Origin of the sequence: Actinomyces sp. oral taxon 169 (assembly GCF_013394715.1) — a bacterium.
Taxonomy (GTDB): domain Bacteria; phylum Actinomycetota; class Actinomycetes; order Actinomycetales; family Actinomycetaceae; genus Actinomyces.
Genome location: NZ_CP058259.1, coordinates 358,176 through 374,008 on the forward strand (window position 1 = coordinate 358,176; position 15,833 = coordinate 374,008).

At 71.7% G+C, this 15,833-nt stretch carries 11 protein-coding genes; 2 read left to right on the forward strand and 9 right to left on the reverse strand.

Features of this window, described 5'->3' with window-relative positions; genetic code table 11:
• Positions 1-78: 78 nt before the first annotated feature.
• Positions 79-4,857, reverse strand: a complete 4,779-nt coding sequence (locus HW274_RS01475; RefSeq protein WP_185989045.1) for a DUF3418 domain-containing protein — start codon at positions 4,855-4,857, stop codon at positions 79-81.
• A 107-nt stretch (positions 4,858-4,964) separates the two neighbouring features.
• Between HW274_RS01475 and HW274_RS01480 the strand changes: the two genes are divergently transcribed.
• Positions 4,965-6,515, forward strand: a complete 1,551-nt coding sequence (locus HW274_RS01480) for a hypothetical protein (protein WP_260679142.1) — start codon at positions 4,965-4,967, stop codon at positions 6,513-6,515.
• Positions 6,516-6,584: 69 nt separating this feature from the next.
• Here HW274_RS01480 and HW274_RS01485 read toward each other — a convergent pair whose 3' ends face one another.
• The 3 genes from HW274_RS01485 to HW274_RS01495 form a co-directional block, all read right to left on the reverse strand.
• Positions 6,585-7,406 (reverse strand): S9 family peptidase, encoded by an 822-nt coding sequence (locus HW274_RS01485; protein WP_185989046.1) that lies wholly within the window; start codon positions 7,404-7,406, stop codon positions 6,585-6,587.
• A 294-nt stretch (positions 7,407-7,700) separates the two neighbouring features.
• Positions 7,701-8,612, reverse strand: a complete 912-nt coding sequence (locus tag HW274_RS01490) for a copper homeostasis protein CutC (RefSeq protein ID WP_003787819.1) — start codon at positions 8,610-8,612, stop codon at positions 7,701-7,703.
• A gap of 66 nt (positions 8,613-8,678) precedes the next feature.
• A complete protein-coding gene (locus HW274_RS01495) occupies positions 8,679-9,593 on the reverse strand; it encodes a cation diffusion facilitator family transporter (protein ID WP_185989047.1) in 915 nt (304 codons plus the stop codon).
• Between the two features lie 227 nt (positions 9,594-9,820).
• On the opposite strand from HW274_RS01495, the gene HW274_RS01500 reads away from it, so the two are divergent.
• Complete coding sequence (locus HW274_RS01500; RefSeq protein ID WP_185989544.1) at positions 9,821-10,600, forward strand: trimeric intracellular cation channel family protein; 780 nt, start codon at positions 9,821-9,823, stop codon at positions 10,598-10,600.
• A 37-nt stretch (positions 10,601-10,637) separates the two neighbouring features.
• On the opposite strand, the gene HW274_RS01505 is transcribed toward HW274_RS01500, so the two are convergent.
• From HW274_RS01505 to HW274_RS01525, 5 genes are all read right to left on the reverse strand, one after another.
• A complete protein-coding gene (locus tag HW274_RS01505; RefSeq protein ID WP_009406192.1) occupies positions 10,638-10,955 on the reverse strand; it encodes a hypothetical protein in 318 nt (105 codons plus the stop codon).
• A 159-nt stretch (positions 10,956-11,114) separates the two neighbouring features.
• Positions 11,115-11,435 (reverse strand): hypothetical protein, encoded by a 321-nt coding sequence (locus tag HW274_RS01510; protein WP_185989048.1) that lies wholly within the window; start codon positions 11,433-11,435, stop codon positions 11,115-11,117.
• A 241-nt stretch (positions 11,436-11,676) separates the two neighbouring features.
• Positions 11,677-12,942 (reverse strand): App1 family protein, encoded by a 1,266-nt coding sequence (locus tag HW274_RS01515; protein WP_185989049.1) that lies wholly within the window; start codon positions 12,940-12,942, stop codon positions 11,677-11,679.
• Positions 12,943-13,094: 152 nt separating this feature from the next.
• The gene (locus HW274_RS01520; RefSeq protein WP_185989050.1) at positions 13,095-14,366 is read right to left on the reverse strand and encodes a glycosyltransferase 87 family protein; all 1,272 of its coding nucleotides are present in this window, start codon (positions 14,364-14,366) and stop codon (positions 13,095-13,097) included.
• 147 nt (positions 14,367-14,513) lie between these two features.
• Entirely contained in the window at positions 14,514-15,767 is a 1,254-nt protein-coding gene (locus HW274_RS01525; RefSeq protein WP_185989051.1) for an MFS transporter, read from the reverse strand.
• Between the last annotated feature and the right edge of the window lie 66 nt (positions 15,768-15,833).

Here is a 15,833-nt window from a genome sequence, read left to right on the forward strand (position 1 = left end):
CGGCTCGATGAATGAGGTCATGACACTGATGCCGTGCGATGAGAGGCGACAGCCGAGAGGCAAGGCGCCGGTGCCGGGTCAGATGCCGCTGACGAGCTTGGTGATGCGCTGGAGGCTCACCTTGCGGCTCGTGCCCAGAGTCTGGGCGAACAGACTCACCCGCAGCTCCTCCACCATCCAGCGCGCCTCCTCCAGGAGGGCCTCGCGCTGCGGGTCGGCCGGCAGCGAGGCCGCCTTGGCGCGGGCCTTGTCCACCACCTCCTGGGCCTGGGAGACCTGGAAGGCCAGGGCCGCGTCCTGCGAGGCGGCCGACGGCGAGGAGGCCGCCTTCTCCACCCGCATCACCAGGGCCCGCAGGTAGCGCTTCAGATGCGCCAGGTGCTCCGGCGGGGTGGCGGTGATGAATCCGTCCGGAACCAGGGCGGCCGCGTGCTCGCGCACCTCCTGCAGCGTGTTCAGCAGCGTCAGGGAGGTGTGCTCACCCACCACGCGCTCCACCTCCCGAGCCGCCTTGAGCGCCGCGGCCGCATACCGGGCCACCCGGTAGACCTCATCCTCGAGCTCACTGCGCATGACACCGACCAGCGCCTCGAAGACCTCCCGCCTGCGCACCTCCGCCAGCGCGCAGCCGGAGGCCGACGCCGCCCAGCGCCCGGCCACGATCCGTGCCGCGGCCGCCTGCACGTCCTCCACGAGGGCTTCTGTGCTCCGGTAGGGACTGGCCGCCAGGATGAGTGACTCCTGGGCACTCCACCGGCTCGTCACCCGGGCCGTCGGCAAGGCCGTGCGAGCCAGGGCCAGCGCCGTCACCCCGGAGCCATGAGCACCCAGCTGGGCGGCGGCGTCGGGCAGGATCCTCAAGTCCGCGCTCCTGGCCCCGTTCGCCACCAGAGCGGGGTAGCCGCGCACCACCAGGCCGGCCCGGCCCGCCGACTCCACCGAGGCCGGGATCGTCGAGGCATCCGGGTCACCCAGGCCTGGCACGCCCCGAGGCCAGTCGGTCAGGCCCCGGCGCTCCTCCAGGCCGGCTCCAGCAGCGGCACCTGCGCCTCCTGCGGTTCCAGCGGCGACGCCCGGCTGCTGGGCGGCTGCAGGCCGCCCGCCCTTCTTCTTACGGCCCTCGCGGCCGGACTTCCCGCCCTGCGCGCCCTGGCGCTCCTGGGCCTCGGCCATCGCCTGGGCCAGTGCGCCGCGCACCACCGAGCGCACGGCGGCCTCCGTCTTGCCCGACAGCCGCTGCTGGAGCGCAACCAGGTCCCGGCCACGACCAATGACCCGGCCCCGCGCATCCAGGGCCGCGAAGCCCATCGCCAGGTGATCCGGCAGCCGCTCGGCGGCCTCGGCCCAGTCCTCCTCCGTGATCTCCACGCCCTTGAGGCGGAGCACCACCCGGCTGAAGGCCTCCTCGAAAGGCACCTCGGGGCAGCTCGCACCCGGCGGCGTCGGGAACTCCTGGGCGATCTGCGCCCACACCTGGGCGCCCACGTCCGGGGCCGGCACCAGCTGGCGGCGCACCCGCTTGGGCAGCGCCCGGATCGTGGCCACGCACAGCTCAGCCCGCATCCCCGGCACCAGCCAGTCGAAGCCCTCCGGGGCCAGGCGCCCCAGCACCTCCACCGGCACCTGGACACTGACCCCGTCCTCGGGGTGGCCCGGCTCGAACACGTAGTCCAGGCCCAGGGTCAGGTCCCCCTGCACCCACGTGTCCGGGAGGCCGCTCGCGTCGCCCCCGCCGGGCAGCAGCAGCTCCCGGGTGAAGTCCAGCAGGTCCGGGGTGGTGCGCCGCTGCTCCTTCCACCAGGCGTCGAAGGCCGCCGCGGAGGTCACCTCCTCGGGGATCCGGTCGTCGTAGAAGTCGAACAGGGCGGCGTCGTCGGCCAGCAGGCCGTGCTCGCGCCGACGCCGCTCCACGTCCTGCAGTTCCTCGATGAGCTCCCGGTTGCGCTCCACGAAGCCGTGGCGGGCGTGCCAGCCGCCCTCCACCAGGCCCGAGCGGATGAACATCTCCCGGGCGACCTGGCGGGCCGAGTCCGTCCCCACGCTCGCCAGCGTCGCCGGCCGGTCCGCCACCAGTGTCATCCCGTAGAGCAGCACCTTCTCGTGAACCATGGCCGCGCCCTGGCGGGTCGACCAGTAGGGCTCACCGAAGACGTGGCGGGTCAGGCCCGCCCGGTCCGCCACCTGCTCGATCCACCGCGAGTCCACCTTGGCCACCGTGCGTGCGAAGAGCCGGGAGGTCTCCACCAGCTCGGCGGTCATCACCCAGTCGTAGGTCTTGCGGCGCAGGCCCGAGCCCGGCCAGATCGTGAAACGGGTCCCGCGCGCGCCGGCGTACTCCCGACGACGCTCATCCCAGTTCCCCACATTGGACAGCAGTCCCACCAGCAGCGAGCGGTGGATCGCATCGGCGTCGGGCGTGTCCGCGCTGCGCCCCAGGGCCACGACGGCGGCCGCCACGCCCCCGTTGGCGATCTGGGCGGCGTGGCTGCCCGGCTCCAGGGCCTCGGTGGCCGCCCGGATCGAACGGGCCGTCGGCAGCTCCACCGGGGCCGCGTCCAGGCCCAGGGGGCGTGCCAGTTGGCGCAGCTGGGCGTGGACGTCCTGCCACTCGCGCACCCGCAGGTAGTGCAGGAACTCGGCCCGGCACATGCGCCGGAAGGCCGAGCCGGACAGCTCGCGGCTCTGCGTGCGCAGGTAGCGCCACAGGTTCAGGTAGGTCAGGAAGTCACTCGTCGGGTCCGCGAAGCGCCGGTGCAGGGCGTCGGAGGCCTCCTGCTTGTCCGCCGGGCGCTCGCGCACGTCCTGGATGGACAGGGCCGCCACGATGACCATGACCTCCCCGACGCAGCCCAGCTCACCGGCCTCCAGGAGCATGCGCCCCAGGCGCGGGTCGATGGGCAGTCGCGCCAGGCGCCGCCCGATCTCCGTCAGGCGCGGCCCGCGCCGGCCCCGGTCGGGGGCGTCGTCGGAGCGGGTCGAGGCGGCCCCGGCCGGCTCGATGGCGCCGATCTCCGTGAGCAGCTGCAGGCCGGAGCGGACCTGGCGGGAGTCGGGGGCGTCCAGGAAGGGGAAGTCCTCCACCGCCCCCAGCCCCAGGGCCGCCATCTGCAGGATGACGCTGGCAAGTGAGGTGCGCAGGATCTCCGGCTCGGTGTACTCCGGGCGCGCCTCGAAGTCGGCCTGCGAGTAAAGGCGGATGGCGATGCCGTCGGCCACGCGCCCGCAGCGGCCCGCCCGCTGGTTGGCGCTGGCCCGGCTGACCGGCTCGATCGGCAGGCGCTGAACCTTGGTGCGGTTGGAGTAGCGGGAGATGCGCGCCAGGCCCGGGTCGATGACGTAACGGATTCCGGGAACCGTCAGGGAGGTCTCGGCCACGTTCGTGGCCAGGACGATGCGGCGCACCTGGTGGGCCTCGAAGACCCGGTGCTGCTTGGCGGCGCTCAGGCGCGAGTACAGGGGGACGACCTCGATGGCCCCCGGCGTGCGCGGGCGGCCGTCGGGCGTGTAGCGCGCCCCCAGGTGGTCGATGAGGGCCGCCTCGGTGTCGCGGATATCGCGCTCGCCGGCCAGGAAGATGAGGATGTCGCCGCTGGGCTCCCCCAGGAGCTCGTCGACGGCGTCGAGGATCCCGGTCACCTGATCCTTGGGCTCCCCGGACTCGGTGGTCGTTGAGCCGGCCCGACCCCGGCCCTTGCCGCGAGCCCCCTGGTTGCGGGGCGTGAGCGCGGCGGGGCCGGCGCCGGAGCGGATGGCCTCGCGGCGGGCCCGGGCCGCGGCGCGCACCGCCGGGTCGGGCGAGGTCAGGGCCTCCAGCTCGGCCTCGCTCAGCTCGCCGGGTCCCGCCGGGCCGGGCTGAGGGGTGGCGTCCGCGCCGCTGGCCGGCTCACTACCGGCGTCGTCGGAGGCGAGCGGGGCGTCGTCGGGAGCCAGCGGGCGGTAGCGCACCTCAACGGGGTAGGTGCGTCCGGAGACCTCGATGATCGGGGCGGGAACGGTGAAGGGCTGCCCGCGGTCGCCGATCTGCTCGCGGCCGAAGTGCTCGGCGAAGCGCTCGGAGTCGATGGTGGCCGAGGTGATGATGACCTTGAGGTCGGGGCGCTGGGGCAGCAGACGTGCCAGGTAGCCCAGGATGAAGTCGATGTTGAGGCTGCGCTCGTGGGCCTCGTCCACGATGATCGTGTCGTAGCGGCGCAGCTGGGGGTCGGACTGGATCTCCGCCAGCAGGATGCCGTCAGTCATGAGCTTGACCAGGGTGTTTTCGCCGACCTCCTCGGTGAAACGCACCTGGTAGCCGACGACGCCGTTGCGCCCGATCGGGGTCCCCAGCTCTGAGGCGATGCGCTCGGCCACGCTGCGCGCGGCAATGCGCCGCGGCTGGGTATGGCCGATCATCCCGGTCACGCCCCGGCCCAGCTCCAGGCAGATCTTGGGCAGCTGGGTGGTCTTACCGCTGCCGGTCTCACCGGCGACGATGACGACCTGGTGCTCGCCGATGGCGGCGGCGATCTCCTCGCGGCGAGCGGAGACCGGCAGCTCCTCGGGGTAGACGATCGCCGGGACGGCGGCGGCACGGGCGGCGAGCTGCTCGGGGGAGTAGCCCTTCCAGGCGTTGCGGCGCCTGCCCTCGGTGCGGCCCGAGCGTCGGCCCCGACGCCTGCCGCCACCGCGCGGGGCGTGCTGCCTCTGCTGGTCCGATGCGCCGCCTCGTGCGGGGCCGGCGGCGTCCCCGGCCGGCCCGTCAGCGGGCGCCTGGGTGCTCTCGGTGCTGCGCGCGCCGAGGTCGCTGTCCTGCTGGCCGCGGTGGCCACCGGCGTCATCGTCGCCCTGGTTCTGCGTGAGGTGCTCGCCCTGTTCCATAGGTGGCCCATTGTCCCCCATGCGCGCCCCTCCTCCCGATCACCCCGCGACAGGACCTCCGGTCAAAGGCCGAGCCGGTGGGGACCCTGCGTGAAATACTCACCGACATGACGGATACTCCCCAGTGGCCGGGCCACTCCGCGGGGCCCTTCCCGCACGGTGCTGGCGGGCCTCAGCCTCCCTACGGACCTCAAGCCACTCAGGCCATCCCGGCCCCCGACGGCGTTCAGGGCGGGGTGGGTTGGCAGAATCCGCCTGGGGTGGGCGGCCTTCCCGGCCAGTCGGTCATGCAGCAGCCGGCCCAGGCTCCCTACCTCCCGGCAGGGGCGCCGGCGTCGTACCAGGCAGGTCCGGTCTACCCGGGCGCCCCCGACGGCGGGGCACCCAAGCGCAGGCGGCGCACCGCCGTCATCGTGGCGGTCGTGGTCGTGCTGGTCCTCGCGGTTGCCGGAGGGGGAGCGGCCTACTGGTGGCTGCATGGCCGAGGCGGGGCTCGGGCTGACCTGACGAAGCCGACATCGGGCTGGACCAAGGCCTGGGCCAAGGGCTACGAGGAGGTATGGGCTCTCGATGCCCCCAAGAACGAGCCCGGCCGTGAGGGGCGTGTGTCGGTCGAGCACGTCGGCGACTATGTCATCCGGGCGGTCTCCGAAGACAGCCAAGTGCATGTCGAGGTGTTCTCACTGACGAGCAAGACCCCCAAGCTCCTGTGGGAGGAGGACTTCGAGTCAGAGGCCGAGTCGTACTCCCTCGACGTATGGAACGGAAAGCTGGTCGAGGCAGGCAAGCTCGTCGACCTCGGCTCCCAGAAGCATGAGGATGCCCCCTGGGAGGCGGGGGCCTCGGTCGCCATCAACGCAGACAAGGCGATCTCCTGCGAAGGCGCAACCTGCACCATGTGGTCCTCCTCGAAGCAGCGCCTCTGGAAGAAGAAGCTCCCCTTCGACGACCCCGGCTCCGCGAACGCCACCATCTCGCCCCGCTTCGACCACTACGCGATAGCGAGCATCTTCTGGGGGAGGGAGACGCAGTACCTGCATGTCGACCTCAACACCGGTCAGGCCTCCCCGATTGAGGGCGCCTCGAGGGCCACCTCGCCCACTGCCTTGCAGAACGGCTGGATGCTCTTCGACCTCCAGCCCCCATCCTCGGGGCGGCCCGATACCGTGACCCTCATCAACCCCGATGGCTCGGTCAAGGAGACCTTTGATGTAGGCGTTCCTGAGGACTTCACCGACTACCCGTGGTCGCCCCAGGACTTCACCCTCGACCAGGCGCGCGCCTGGCTCAAGAACGGCGACACCTCCTGGGCGCCGTCGACCTACTCGATCAACAAGGATGACAAGGAGTGCACGTCCATCACGGTGGCGGGCAAGAGAATCGACCTCGGTGAGGACAACTCACTGTCCGTGAAGTTCCCCGGCGGAGGCTGTCAGGGCGTGCCCATCCAGGGTGTCCACCACTCCGGAGACGGGGAGATCGGCGTCTTCTTCGAGCACAAGAGCGAGGCTGAAACAGATCTGCACCTCGTCGACATGTCCACCGGTGAGAGCCCCATACCGCTTCCGCTGGGGAACTGGGCCGGCTACCGTCCCGAAGGCGACCTCCTCATCGCCTTCGAGGAGAACGGTGCCGTCAAGGCCTACCGTCCGTCCTGATCCGCCCCGGCCCTCCTCGCGCGTGCCGACGGCGATGCCGCCGCCTGGTGCAAGGAGCCGGGCGACTGTTCAGCGCAGGCGGCGCTGCGCCCACTCCACGCTCAAGCGGGCGACCTCCTCCTGGGCCTGCTCCAGGGTCTCGGCGTGGACATGGACCATCTGGCTGGAATCGGGCAGAAGCGGGAAACCCTCGGCGGTGGCCTCAGCGGTGTCGGGCAGCTCGTTGGACAGCACCCCGTGCACCATGAGCACCGGCCAGGGCAGGTCCGCCAGGGTGTGCTGCGGATCCTGCATGGAGAAGTCCGCCAGCGTCTCCTTGGACAGGACATTCCACTCGCGGGAGTTGGGGTTGTCATCCACCAGGCGCGTCAGCCCGTGCTGGGCGAGCTCATCGAGCTGTTCGGGGGAGAAGATCTCCTCCCACAGGATCGACTGCGGCCCCACGATGGCGCCCACGAGCACCGCCGTGCGCACATGCTCGGGCCTCGCCAGGAGCGCCGCCGTCGCCCCGAAACCGTTGGCGTGGATCATCTGCCGGGTGAAGCCCAGGCCGGCCAGCCAGCTGGAGGCCGCCCGCAGGTCCTCGGCCTCGCCCGCCAGCGTGATGACGTCGTCGTCGGACTCGCCCAGACCCGAGAAGTCCAGATTGAGCGTGGCCAGACCCGCCTCGCGGTAGCGGGCACCGATCCAGTCCAGGCGCCCGCCCTGGCCGTGACGGTCGGTGAGGAAGTCGTGCGCCAGCAGGACCACGCCCTCAGGTCGCGCCTGTGGGGGCTGGGTGTCCTCCGACGTCGTAGAAACCTCCAGATCGATAGGGGCGGCTCCGGCCGGCAGCTGGAGGGTGCCGGCCAGGGTGATACCGCGTGGGGTATCGATGCGGACGTCGTTCATGGGGTCAACCTAAGACAGAAAATAGGGGTGAGCATGGGGGATGCATCGGTAGTTCTTCCGATTGCGCTTCGAGCGTGACGGAGGCGTCGAGACCTTCGGTCGCTCACTGGGCTGTAGATATCTACGAACCGTGAGGATTCTCCAGCAACTCACGACCCCGGACCGGGGACCAAGGGCCGAGGAGGGTGACAAGGGTGCCAGGCCGGGTGTGCACCCGGAGTCGCCAGGGATGCGCATCCGGCCTCAGCGCCGCCGTCGGGCGGGATGGAGGCAGGGACGGGCGGGGCTGCCGAGCTACGCGGGAAGCGGCACCGCGCGGACCGTCTCGACGGCGCGGCGCACCAGGGCCTCATCGGTGCGCTGGGGCTCGTCGGGGGTCAGTCCCTCGCGGGGGCAGCGCATGTGGACCTCACGTACGCCGGTGGACTCCACCAGGTCGACCAGGCCATCGGGGCGCACGGCCCCGGCGGCGACCACGGTCGGCCCGCCACTGGCCACCAGCCCGGCGATCACCGAGGCGCCGTCGGCCGCGGTCTGGGCCGCCCCACTGGTCAGGACGTAGCGCACGCCGAGTCCCTCCAGGTCCCCGTAGGCCTCGACGGTGTCGCGGCACTGATCGAAGGCCCGGTGGAAGGTGACGGGGGCGCCATTGGCCATGTCGACCAGCAGGCGCACGAGGCCGCGATCAATGGTGCCGTCCTCGGTCAGGGCGCCGACGACGAAGCCCAGGTCCACCGCCGGCGGCAGCGTCGTGCGTCCCCCGCCCGTGGCCTGGGGGCGGGTGAACTCGGCCATCTCCAGGGCCAGGGTGGCGATGCGCCGCACGTCGGCGATCATCGCCCGGCCCTCATCGGCGTTGTAGACGAAGGACCCGCCCCGGGGACGGATGAGGATCCGCAGGCCGAAGGGGGCGGCGGCCTCGGGCTTCTCCGCCCAGTGGGCGCCGGCCTGAGCTCGGCGCTGCTCGACCTGCTCGGCAGCGGCGAAGATGGCGGCCTCGATGGTGCCGATCGAGGGCGTGGTGCCGGCGGCGGTGAGGTTCGCGCCCAGCTCGGCCCGGTCAGCCCCGACCCGGGCGGAGATCCTCACACCCTCGACGTCCTCAACGCAGGTCTCCAGGACGACGTGGCTGGGGTGACGCCAGGCAGGGACGGGGGCGGTGATCGTGTGCTGGCGCAGCGACGGTGCTGAGCCGGTGAGCCTCATTGCATTCATGGGGCTGAGTCTGACATGTCCGCACGATGATGGAAACCGACTTGACCTGGGAGTTCTTCACATGTCCTCCAGATCCTCGTAGGACTTGGGATCCTCAATGGGCTCCAGGTGCGCCGAGATGCGCAGGCTGGTGTCGGCCTCGATGAGCTCGTCGATGACCTGCTCAGTGAAGTCGTGCCCCTTCTTGACGCTCCAGACCGCCGGAACCAGTACGTGCAGCTCCATGAAGCGTCGGTTGCCGGCCTCGCGCACCCGCACCGCGTGGAAGTCGATCATGCCCACCTGGCGGTGGCGGGCCAGGACCTCCTCCACGCGCTGGAGCACCTCAGCGGACGGGGCGATGTCCATGAGACCGCCCACCGAGTCGCGAATGAGCGTGAAGCCGGTCCACATGATGTTGAGCCCGGCCCCCAGGGCGACGACGGCGTCGAGCACGGCCGAGCCGAAGACGGCCACCAGCGCCACCCCGACCAGGACCGCGGCGGAGGTGACGACGTCGGTGGCCAGGTGCTTGGCGTCGGCCACCAGGGTCATGGAGCGCTCGCGGCGCCCGGCCCGGTAGAGCACCCACGCCACCGCGCCGTTGAGGAGCGAGGCGATGACCGACACCGCCAGGCCCATCCCCAGCTGCTCGGGCATCTGCGGGTGGATGAGGCGCTCGATGGCGGAGATGATGATGACGGCGGCGGCCACGAAGATCATGACGCCCTCGACGACGGCCGAGAAGTACTCGGCCTTGGAATGCCCGAACTGGTGGTCGGCGTCGGCCGGCTTGGCCGCGATCTTCAGCACGATGAGGGCGACGACGGCGGCGATGAGGTTGACCACGGACTCGGCGGCATCGGAGAGCAGACCCACGGAGCCGGTCAGCCAGGCCGCGGCCCCCTTGAGCGCGATCGTGGCCAGTGCGACACCGATGGACAGCCACGCGTAGCGGCTCAGGTCCTTGGGAGGTGAGTAGCGGGAGGACACGCCCCGATCATGGCGCGGGCCGCAGCGCCCTGACCACCTGAGGTTTCGCATCGCCGCAACGCGCGTTCCGCGGCGGCCGGGTGTCCGCCCCGCGCTTCGCCGTGGGCTAAGGTGCCCGGTAGCGGCGGGCTGCCGGTCCGACACCGGGATCGACGGCAGGACGCCACCATGACAGGAGCGAAAGGCGGGCAACCGGGGTGCTGGACCTCTCTTCCCTCACGCTTCACATGCCGGCGTCCCTGACCGACACCTTCCGGTTGCTGGACCTGTGCGGGGTCATGCTCAACGGGATCCTGGGCGGGCTCATCGCCCGACGCAAGAACTTCGACCTGGTGGGCTTCGTCGTCCTGGCCATGCTCACGGCCACTGCCGGCGGCATCCTGCGCGACGTCATGATCCAGGCCGGCCCGCCCTTCGCCCTGACCGACCCCTACTACCTCTACACGGCCTGCCTGGGGGCGACAGTGGCCTGGTTCGTGCCGCTGACCTCGCGGCCCACCCGGCGCCTGCTCGTGGTGGCCGACGCCGTCATCCTGGGCTGCTGGGCCGCCACCGGGGCCTCGAAGGCCCTCACCTACGGGCTCGGCGTCATGCCGGCGCTCCTGCTGGGCTGCCTCACCGCCATTGGCGGCTCCATGATCCGCGACGTCGCGGTGGGGGAGACCCCGGCCGTCTTCGGGGGCAACAAGCTCTACGCGATCCCGGCGCTCATCGCCGCCGGCACCCAGGTCGTGGCCGTCAAGGCGGGGGTGGCCGACGCTCACGCCATGCTCGTGTCCACCGTGGTCGGTGCGGGCCTGTGCGTGCTCGCCTACTGGCGCTCCTGGCAGCTGCCGGTCATCTCCGACCGGGAACGGCGCCGGGCCGGGCGGCGCGCGGCGAACGGCGCGCTCGTGGGCTGGCGCCGGGGGCTCATGATGGGACCGCTCAAGGCCCCCTCCTGGCGCGGCCGCGGCGGGCAGACGGCGCAGGAGGGCACCTCCTCCCAGCAGCCCGAGCAGAGCTAGGGGCGGACTGCGGGGTTAGCCGGGCCGTTAGCCGGGCTCAGGAACTCTCGCCGACCGGGCGCACGCTGGCCTGACCGGCGTCGACGGGCTGGGACTGGGCGCCGCCCTTGCTCGAGGGCGCCCCGAAGAGCCGCTCCTTGACGGCGTCGGCGACCTTCTCGGTGACGGCCTCGCCCTGGGTGCGCACGGCCTGCTTGACGTGGCTGGAGGCGGCGTCGACCCGGGTGCGCACGAAGGGCTGCTCGGCGACCTTGGAGGCCGCGGTCTTGATGCGCTCGTACTGGGCGCGCCCCGCGCGGGTCCCGAGCACGTATCCCGCGCCGAGTCCGAGGATGAAGGGGATCTTGCCGGCCATATCGTCTCCTGAGCTTGAGGGAAGCACTGCTGGATGCGCCATCACCATACCGGCCGGGGGCCGGGGCGACTGACGTGAAGGGGGCGCGGGGGCCGCGTGATCGCCCACAGCGTCACGTGCGGGGCGGCCGCGGGTGCCTGGGCGGCCCTCACCCTGGAATCACATGGTTTTCTCCGAGGAGTTGCCGGTGGAGGGGATCGAGCCCGCCGCGGGGTTCTGGACGCTGGTGCCGTGGGCGCTCGGCTGGGAGGCGATCAGGCCGTCCGGCGTGACGGTGGTGATGTAGGAGCGGCCGCCCAGGATGACGCCGAGCGTCACCAGCAGCCCGGTGCCCATGAGGGTGGCCACCTGCAGCAGGTTGAGGTCGGCCAGGATCGCGTGGCGGCGCAGCGAGGCGGCCGTCGAGGTAGCGGAGCTGGTGGGGCCGTTCGGGCCGGTGGGCTCTGCCGGGCCGGTGGAGTCTGTGGAGAAGGGGGACATGTGGTTCCTCCTGTTCGCTGGGGATGGGAACGGGGGCTTCTGCCCCGGTGAACCCAGGTAACCGCCGGGGCCTGTCGTCCGTGTAGGGCGGGCCTGTGCCGTCCCTGTGAACCGGGCAGGCTGCGGGCCGATCCGCATGCTGGCGGGGATCGACGTCGGTGGAGGGGACTGCGTGAGACATGCCGCATGGGGACACCGGCCGAGAATCGCCCCGTTGTCGGTGGTGGTCGCCGTGAGGCCGTCAGCGGCGCGGGGCGGCCTCCAGCAGCTCGCGGGGCAGGAGGCGGGCCAGCTCGTAGCCGTCGGCGCCCACGACGACGGGCACGTCGGCCTCGGCCAGGGTCCGGGCCTCCGGCCCGATGCCCATGGGGTGGGCGGTCAGCCCTCCGGCGAGCACCTGCTGGGTGGCGGTCAGACGGCGGATGGCGACGGCGGCGATCCGGTCGGCGTGGTGGCGGGCGGCCTCGCCGTAGATGTGTGGGTCGTGCTGGCCGTCGTCGCCGAAGAGGATCCAGGTGATCTGGGGCAGGTCGATCATGAGCCGGCGCAGCTCGGTGCGCTTGTGCTCGATGCCCGAGCGGAACCAGCCGGTATTGGTCGGCCCCCAGTCGGTCATGAGCGCGGGCCCCGAGGGGAAGCCGTGGCGGGAGAAGAAGGAGCGCAGCGTGGGGACCACGTTCCAGGCGCCGGTGGACAGGTACATCATCGGGGTGCCCGGGTGGGCGGCCTGGATGCGCGAGTAGAGTTCGGCCATCCCGGGGACGGGCTCGCGCGCCGAGGAGTACTTGACGAGCTGGTTCCAGGCGGCCACGAGCACGCGGGGGACGTGCGTGACCATGGCGGTGTCGTCGATGTCGGAGATGATGCCCAAACGCGGGCCCTCGGGGATGATGAGGACCTTGGCGGCGACCGCGTGCGCCCCCATCGCTTCGATCCTGGCCTCGTGCCATCCGGGCTCCAGGCCGTGGTCGCGCACGACGACGTCGATGTAGCCGCTGCGGTCGGCCCGGGTGCGCACGCTGGCCCGGCCCACGTGGACCGTCACCGGCAGGAAGGCTACCGGCACCTCGATGAATAGGCGCCAGCCGCGCTGGGCATCGCTCAGCCCGGTCATGGCGAAGCTGCGGGCCTGGGCGGCGCTGACGGGAAGGGCGTCGGGCAGGGAGCGGAACAGGGGCCCCTCGGCGGGGGCGTCCTGGGGCCGCATCACCATGCGGGCCAGGACCCGCGCCATGGGGGTGGGCCGGGAGGGCTGAGTGGGCTGGGAGGAGGCCCCGCGGGAGGCTGAGGCGGGGCGCCGGCGGGCTCCGGCCGCGCTGCGCAGGGGCACAGTGTCCTGGTGCTGCTCCTGGTGCCGCGGCGCCGTCGGGCCGGGCTGAGCCGGGGCGCTGGTGCCGTAGCCGTCGTAGGGAATGACGCGGGGGCGCCAGCCCTGACGCTTGAGGACCGGGACGGTGTCGCGATGGAACCGGTCCTCGACGGCGCGGGCGATGTCGGAGAGGGGCACCCCTGGATCCTAGACGACTCAGTGGTTCCAATCGTTGCGTTCGTCGGGTGGATCGCGCGTTCGTAGGGTAGGTCGCGAGGTCGTGCCCCTAACCCTCGACAGCGCGACCTACGGTACGACCGCGAGCGCCTGGCAGCGGCTCTCAGCGCCTCTCAGTGGTGCAGGGCCTTGAGCCGCCGGCCGCTCGCCCACCACAGAACGGCCCCGCAGCCCAGGGCCCACCAGGTGTAGCTCGAGCCGACGGCCTTGGCCCAGGCGGGCCAGTTCTGTTCCACGTGGTTCTGCTCGGGGAACCACCACTGCATCGCCAGGACGAAGACGAGGAACCCGGCGGCGCCGGCCACACCGAGCGCGGTCGAGCGCCAGCGCCAGGCCGCCGCCGCGACCGACATGAGCACGGGCAGGCACCACACCCAGTGGTGCGACCAGGAGATGGGGGAGATGAGCAGGCCGAGCACCATGACCACGCTGATCTGGAGGGACAGGACCAGGCCGTCGTCCTGGCCGGTACCCCCAGCCGCTCGGCCGGCTCCCCGCAGCCGGTCCAGCCGGCGGCACAGGAACCAGGCCGCCACGACGGCGAGCAGGGAGCACACCGCCCAGGTGAGGTTCCAGGCGGCCTCCGGCAGCCCTCGGGCGATCGCGCCCTTGAGGTTCTGATTGCCCGAGTAGTCGGCGAAACCGGCGCGCCCCGGATCCCACATGGCCGAGGTGAAGAACTCCCAGGACTCGGCGGGGGCCGCCAGGGCAGCTAGAAGTGTCAGTCCGACGGCGCTGCCCGCCATAGTGGCCGCCGCCCGCCACTCCCGGCGCGCCAGGAGCACCAGGATCGCGACCGCCGGCGTCAGCTTGATCGCGGCGGCCAGGCCGCTGAGAACTCCGCGCCAGCGCGAGCGCTCAGGAACCAGGAACAGGTCCACGGCCACCAGCGCCATGAGAATGGCGTTGACCTGCGCGTACTCCATGGTCTTGGGGAAGGGCTCCAGGGCGATGACCCCGATGAGCGCCAGCCACGGCGCCAGGCCGCGCGCCATCCGGGGCGCGACAGCCAGCCGCCTGAGAACCGCGTAGGCGGTCACGGCTGCGCACAGCGGCGTGGCCACGATCAGCAGCACGGTGGCCTGCTGGTACGACATCCAGGTCAGGGGCGAGATCACCCAGGCCGCCAGGGGCGTGTAGGTGAAGGGCCACAGGTGCTGGCCCGGATTGGCGTACCAGCTGTAGAGGTCCCCGCCGTCGAGCCACTGACGGACAGCCTCGTAGTAGACGAAGGAATCCAGCTTGAACAGCCACTGGCCGCGCTCATCCACCAGGGACCAGTAGGCGGGCACCAGCAGGGCCAGCCATCCCAAAGCGGCGACGACGGGCGATGAGACGACGGCGCGCGCGGCCGCCACCAGCCGCGGGGGTCGGGCGGCAGGCATCCCGCTCCCACGTCCGGGGTGCCCCGCGGGGCCAGTGCCCGACTGGGAGGGAAGGGGGGCGTGTTGTGGATTTCCTGCGATCGGCATCGTACTGAGTGTAGAAGAGTCACCAAGAACGCTGGGAACTGAGCCGCCCGCCGAGGATGCTCAGTGACCGCCCAGAGAGCCGCTGGTCCGCGCTCGCCTGAGCGCGGGCAGCCCCAGGACACCAACCACGACGGCGCCCCAGGCAAAGGCGGCCACCGCCAGGTACCCGGCGCGCGAGCCACCGGCGTCGGTGGCCTGCCCCGCCAGCAGGGACCCGATCGAGACCCCGATGTTGAGGGCAGTGCTCACCCAGGCCAGGCCCTCGGTCAGCTGGGAGGGGGCCACCGTCACCTGCACGATGTTGTTGCCGCTGGTCAGGGTGGGGGCGATGGCCAGCCCTGTCAGGAGCGCCAGGACGGACAGCACCACCAGGCTCGGTGCGAAACCGAAGGTCGAGGCCCCCACCGCGAGCCCCACCAGCCCGGCCATGAGCTGCTTCCACAGCGGCCAGCCCCACGTGCGCGAGCCGTAGAGGAGGGCCGCGCCGAAGGAGCCCACGCCCCACACCGCCAGGACCAGGCCCGAGGCCGACTTGTGCCCGGCCTCGGTGGCGAAGGCGACCGCGGCGACGTCGTTGGCCCCGAACAGGGCCCCCAGGATGAGGAAGACGATGGCGATGGACACCATCGCGCCGTAGCGCATTACCGGTGGGTGTGCCACGGCCTGATCTGACTGCTCGGTGGCCTCAGCGGTGCGTCGCGGCTGAGTCGGGTGCGGCGTGGGCTCGGTGGCGCGCTGGCCGAGGAACCACAGTCCCCCGAACAGCTGCATCACCACGCAGCACACCCAGCCCGAGGTCACCGGCAGGAACGGCGTCGTGCACAGGCCCGTGGCCAGCACCGGCCCGAGAATGAAGGCCACCTCGTCCAGGGCCGCCTCCAGAGAAAAGGCCGCGTGAACCTCCTCGGGGCGGGTGAGCATCGCCGTCCAGCGCGCCCGCACCAGTGAGCCCATGGAACCGGCCAGGCCGCCGGCCAGGGCCGACAGGGCGGCCAGGATCCCCAGGTGCGCGTGCACGGCGGCGGCGCCGGCCAGCCCCACCAGGCTCAAGGACGACACGAGCACCGCGGGCAGCATGACCCGCGACTGGCCGTAGCGGTCGACGCAGCGGGCCAGGATCGGCGCCCCGATGGCCATGGCCACGAAGTTCGCAGCGCTGACCAGGCCCGCGGCCGTGTAGGAGCCGTAGAGCTCCTCGACCGCCAGGATCGTGGAGATTCCCACCATGGACATGGGGAAACGGGCGATGAGCCCGGCACTCGTGAAGGAGCGGGCGCCGGGGTGAATGAGGATCGTTCGGTAGGAGGTGGCCATATCGGACGTCGTGCGTTGTTGGAAGGTGGGGCTCAGAGGAGGTTAAGAGGAAATAGGACGGGTCGG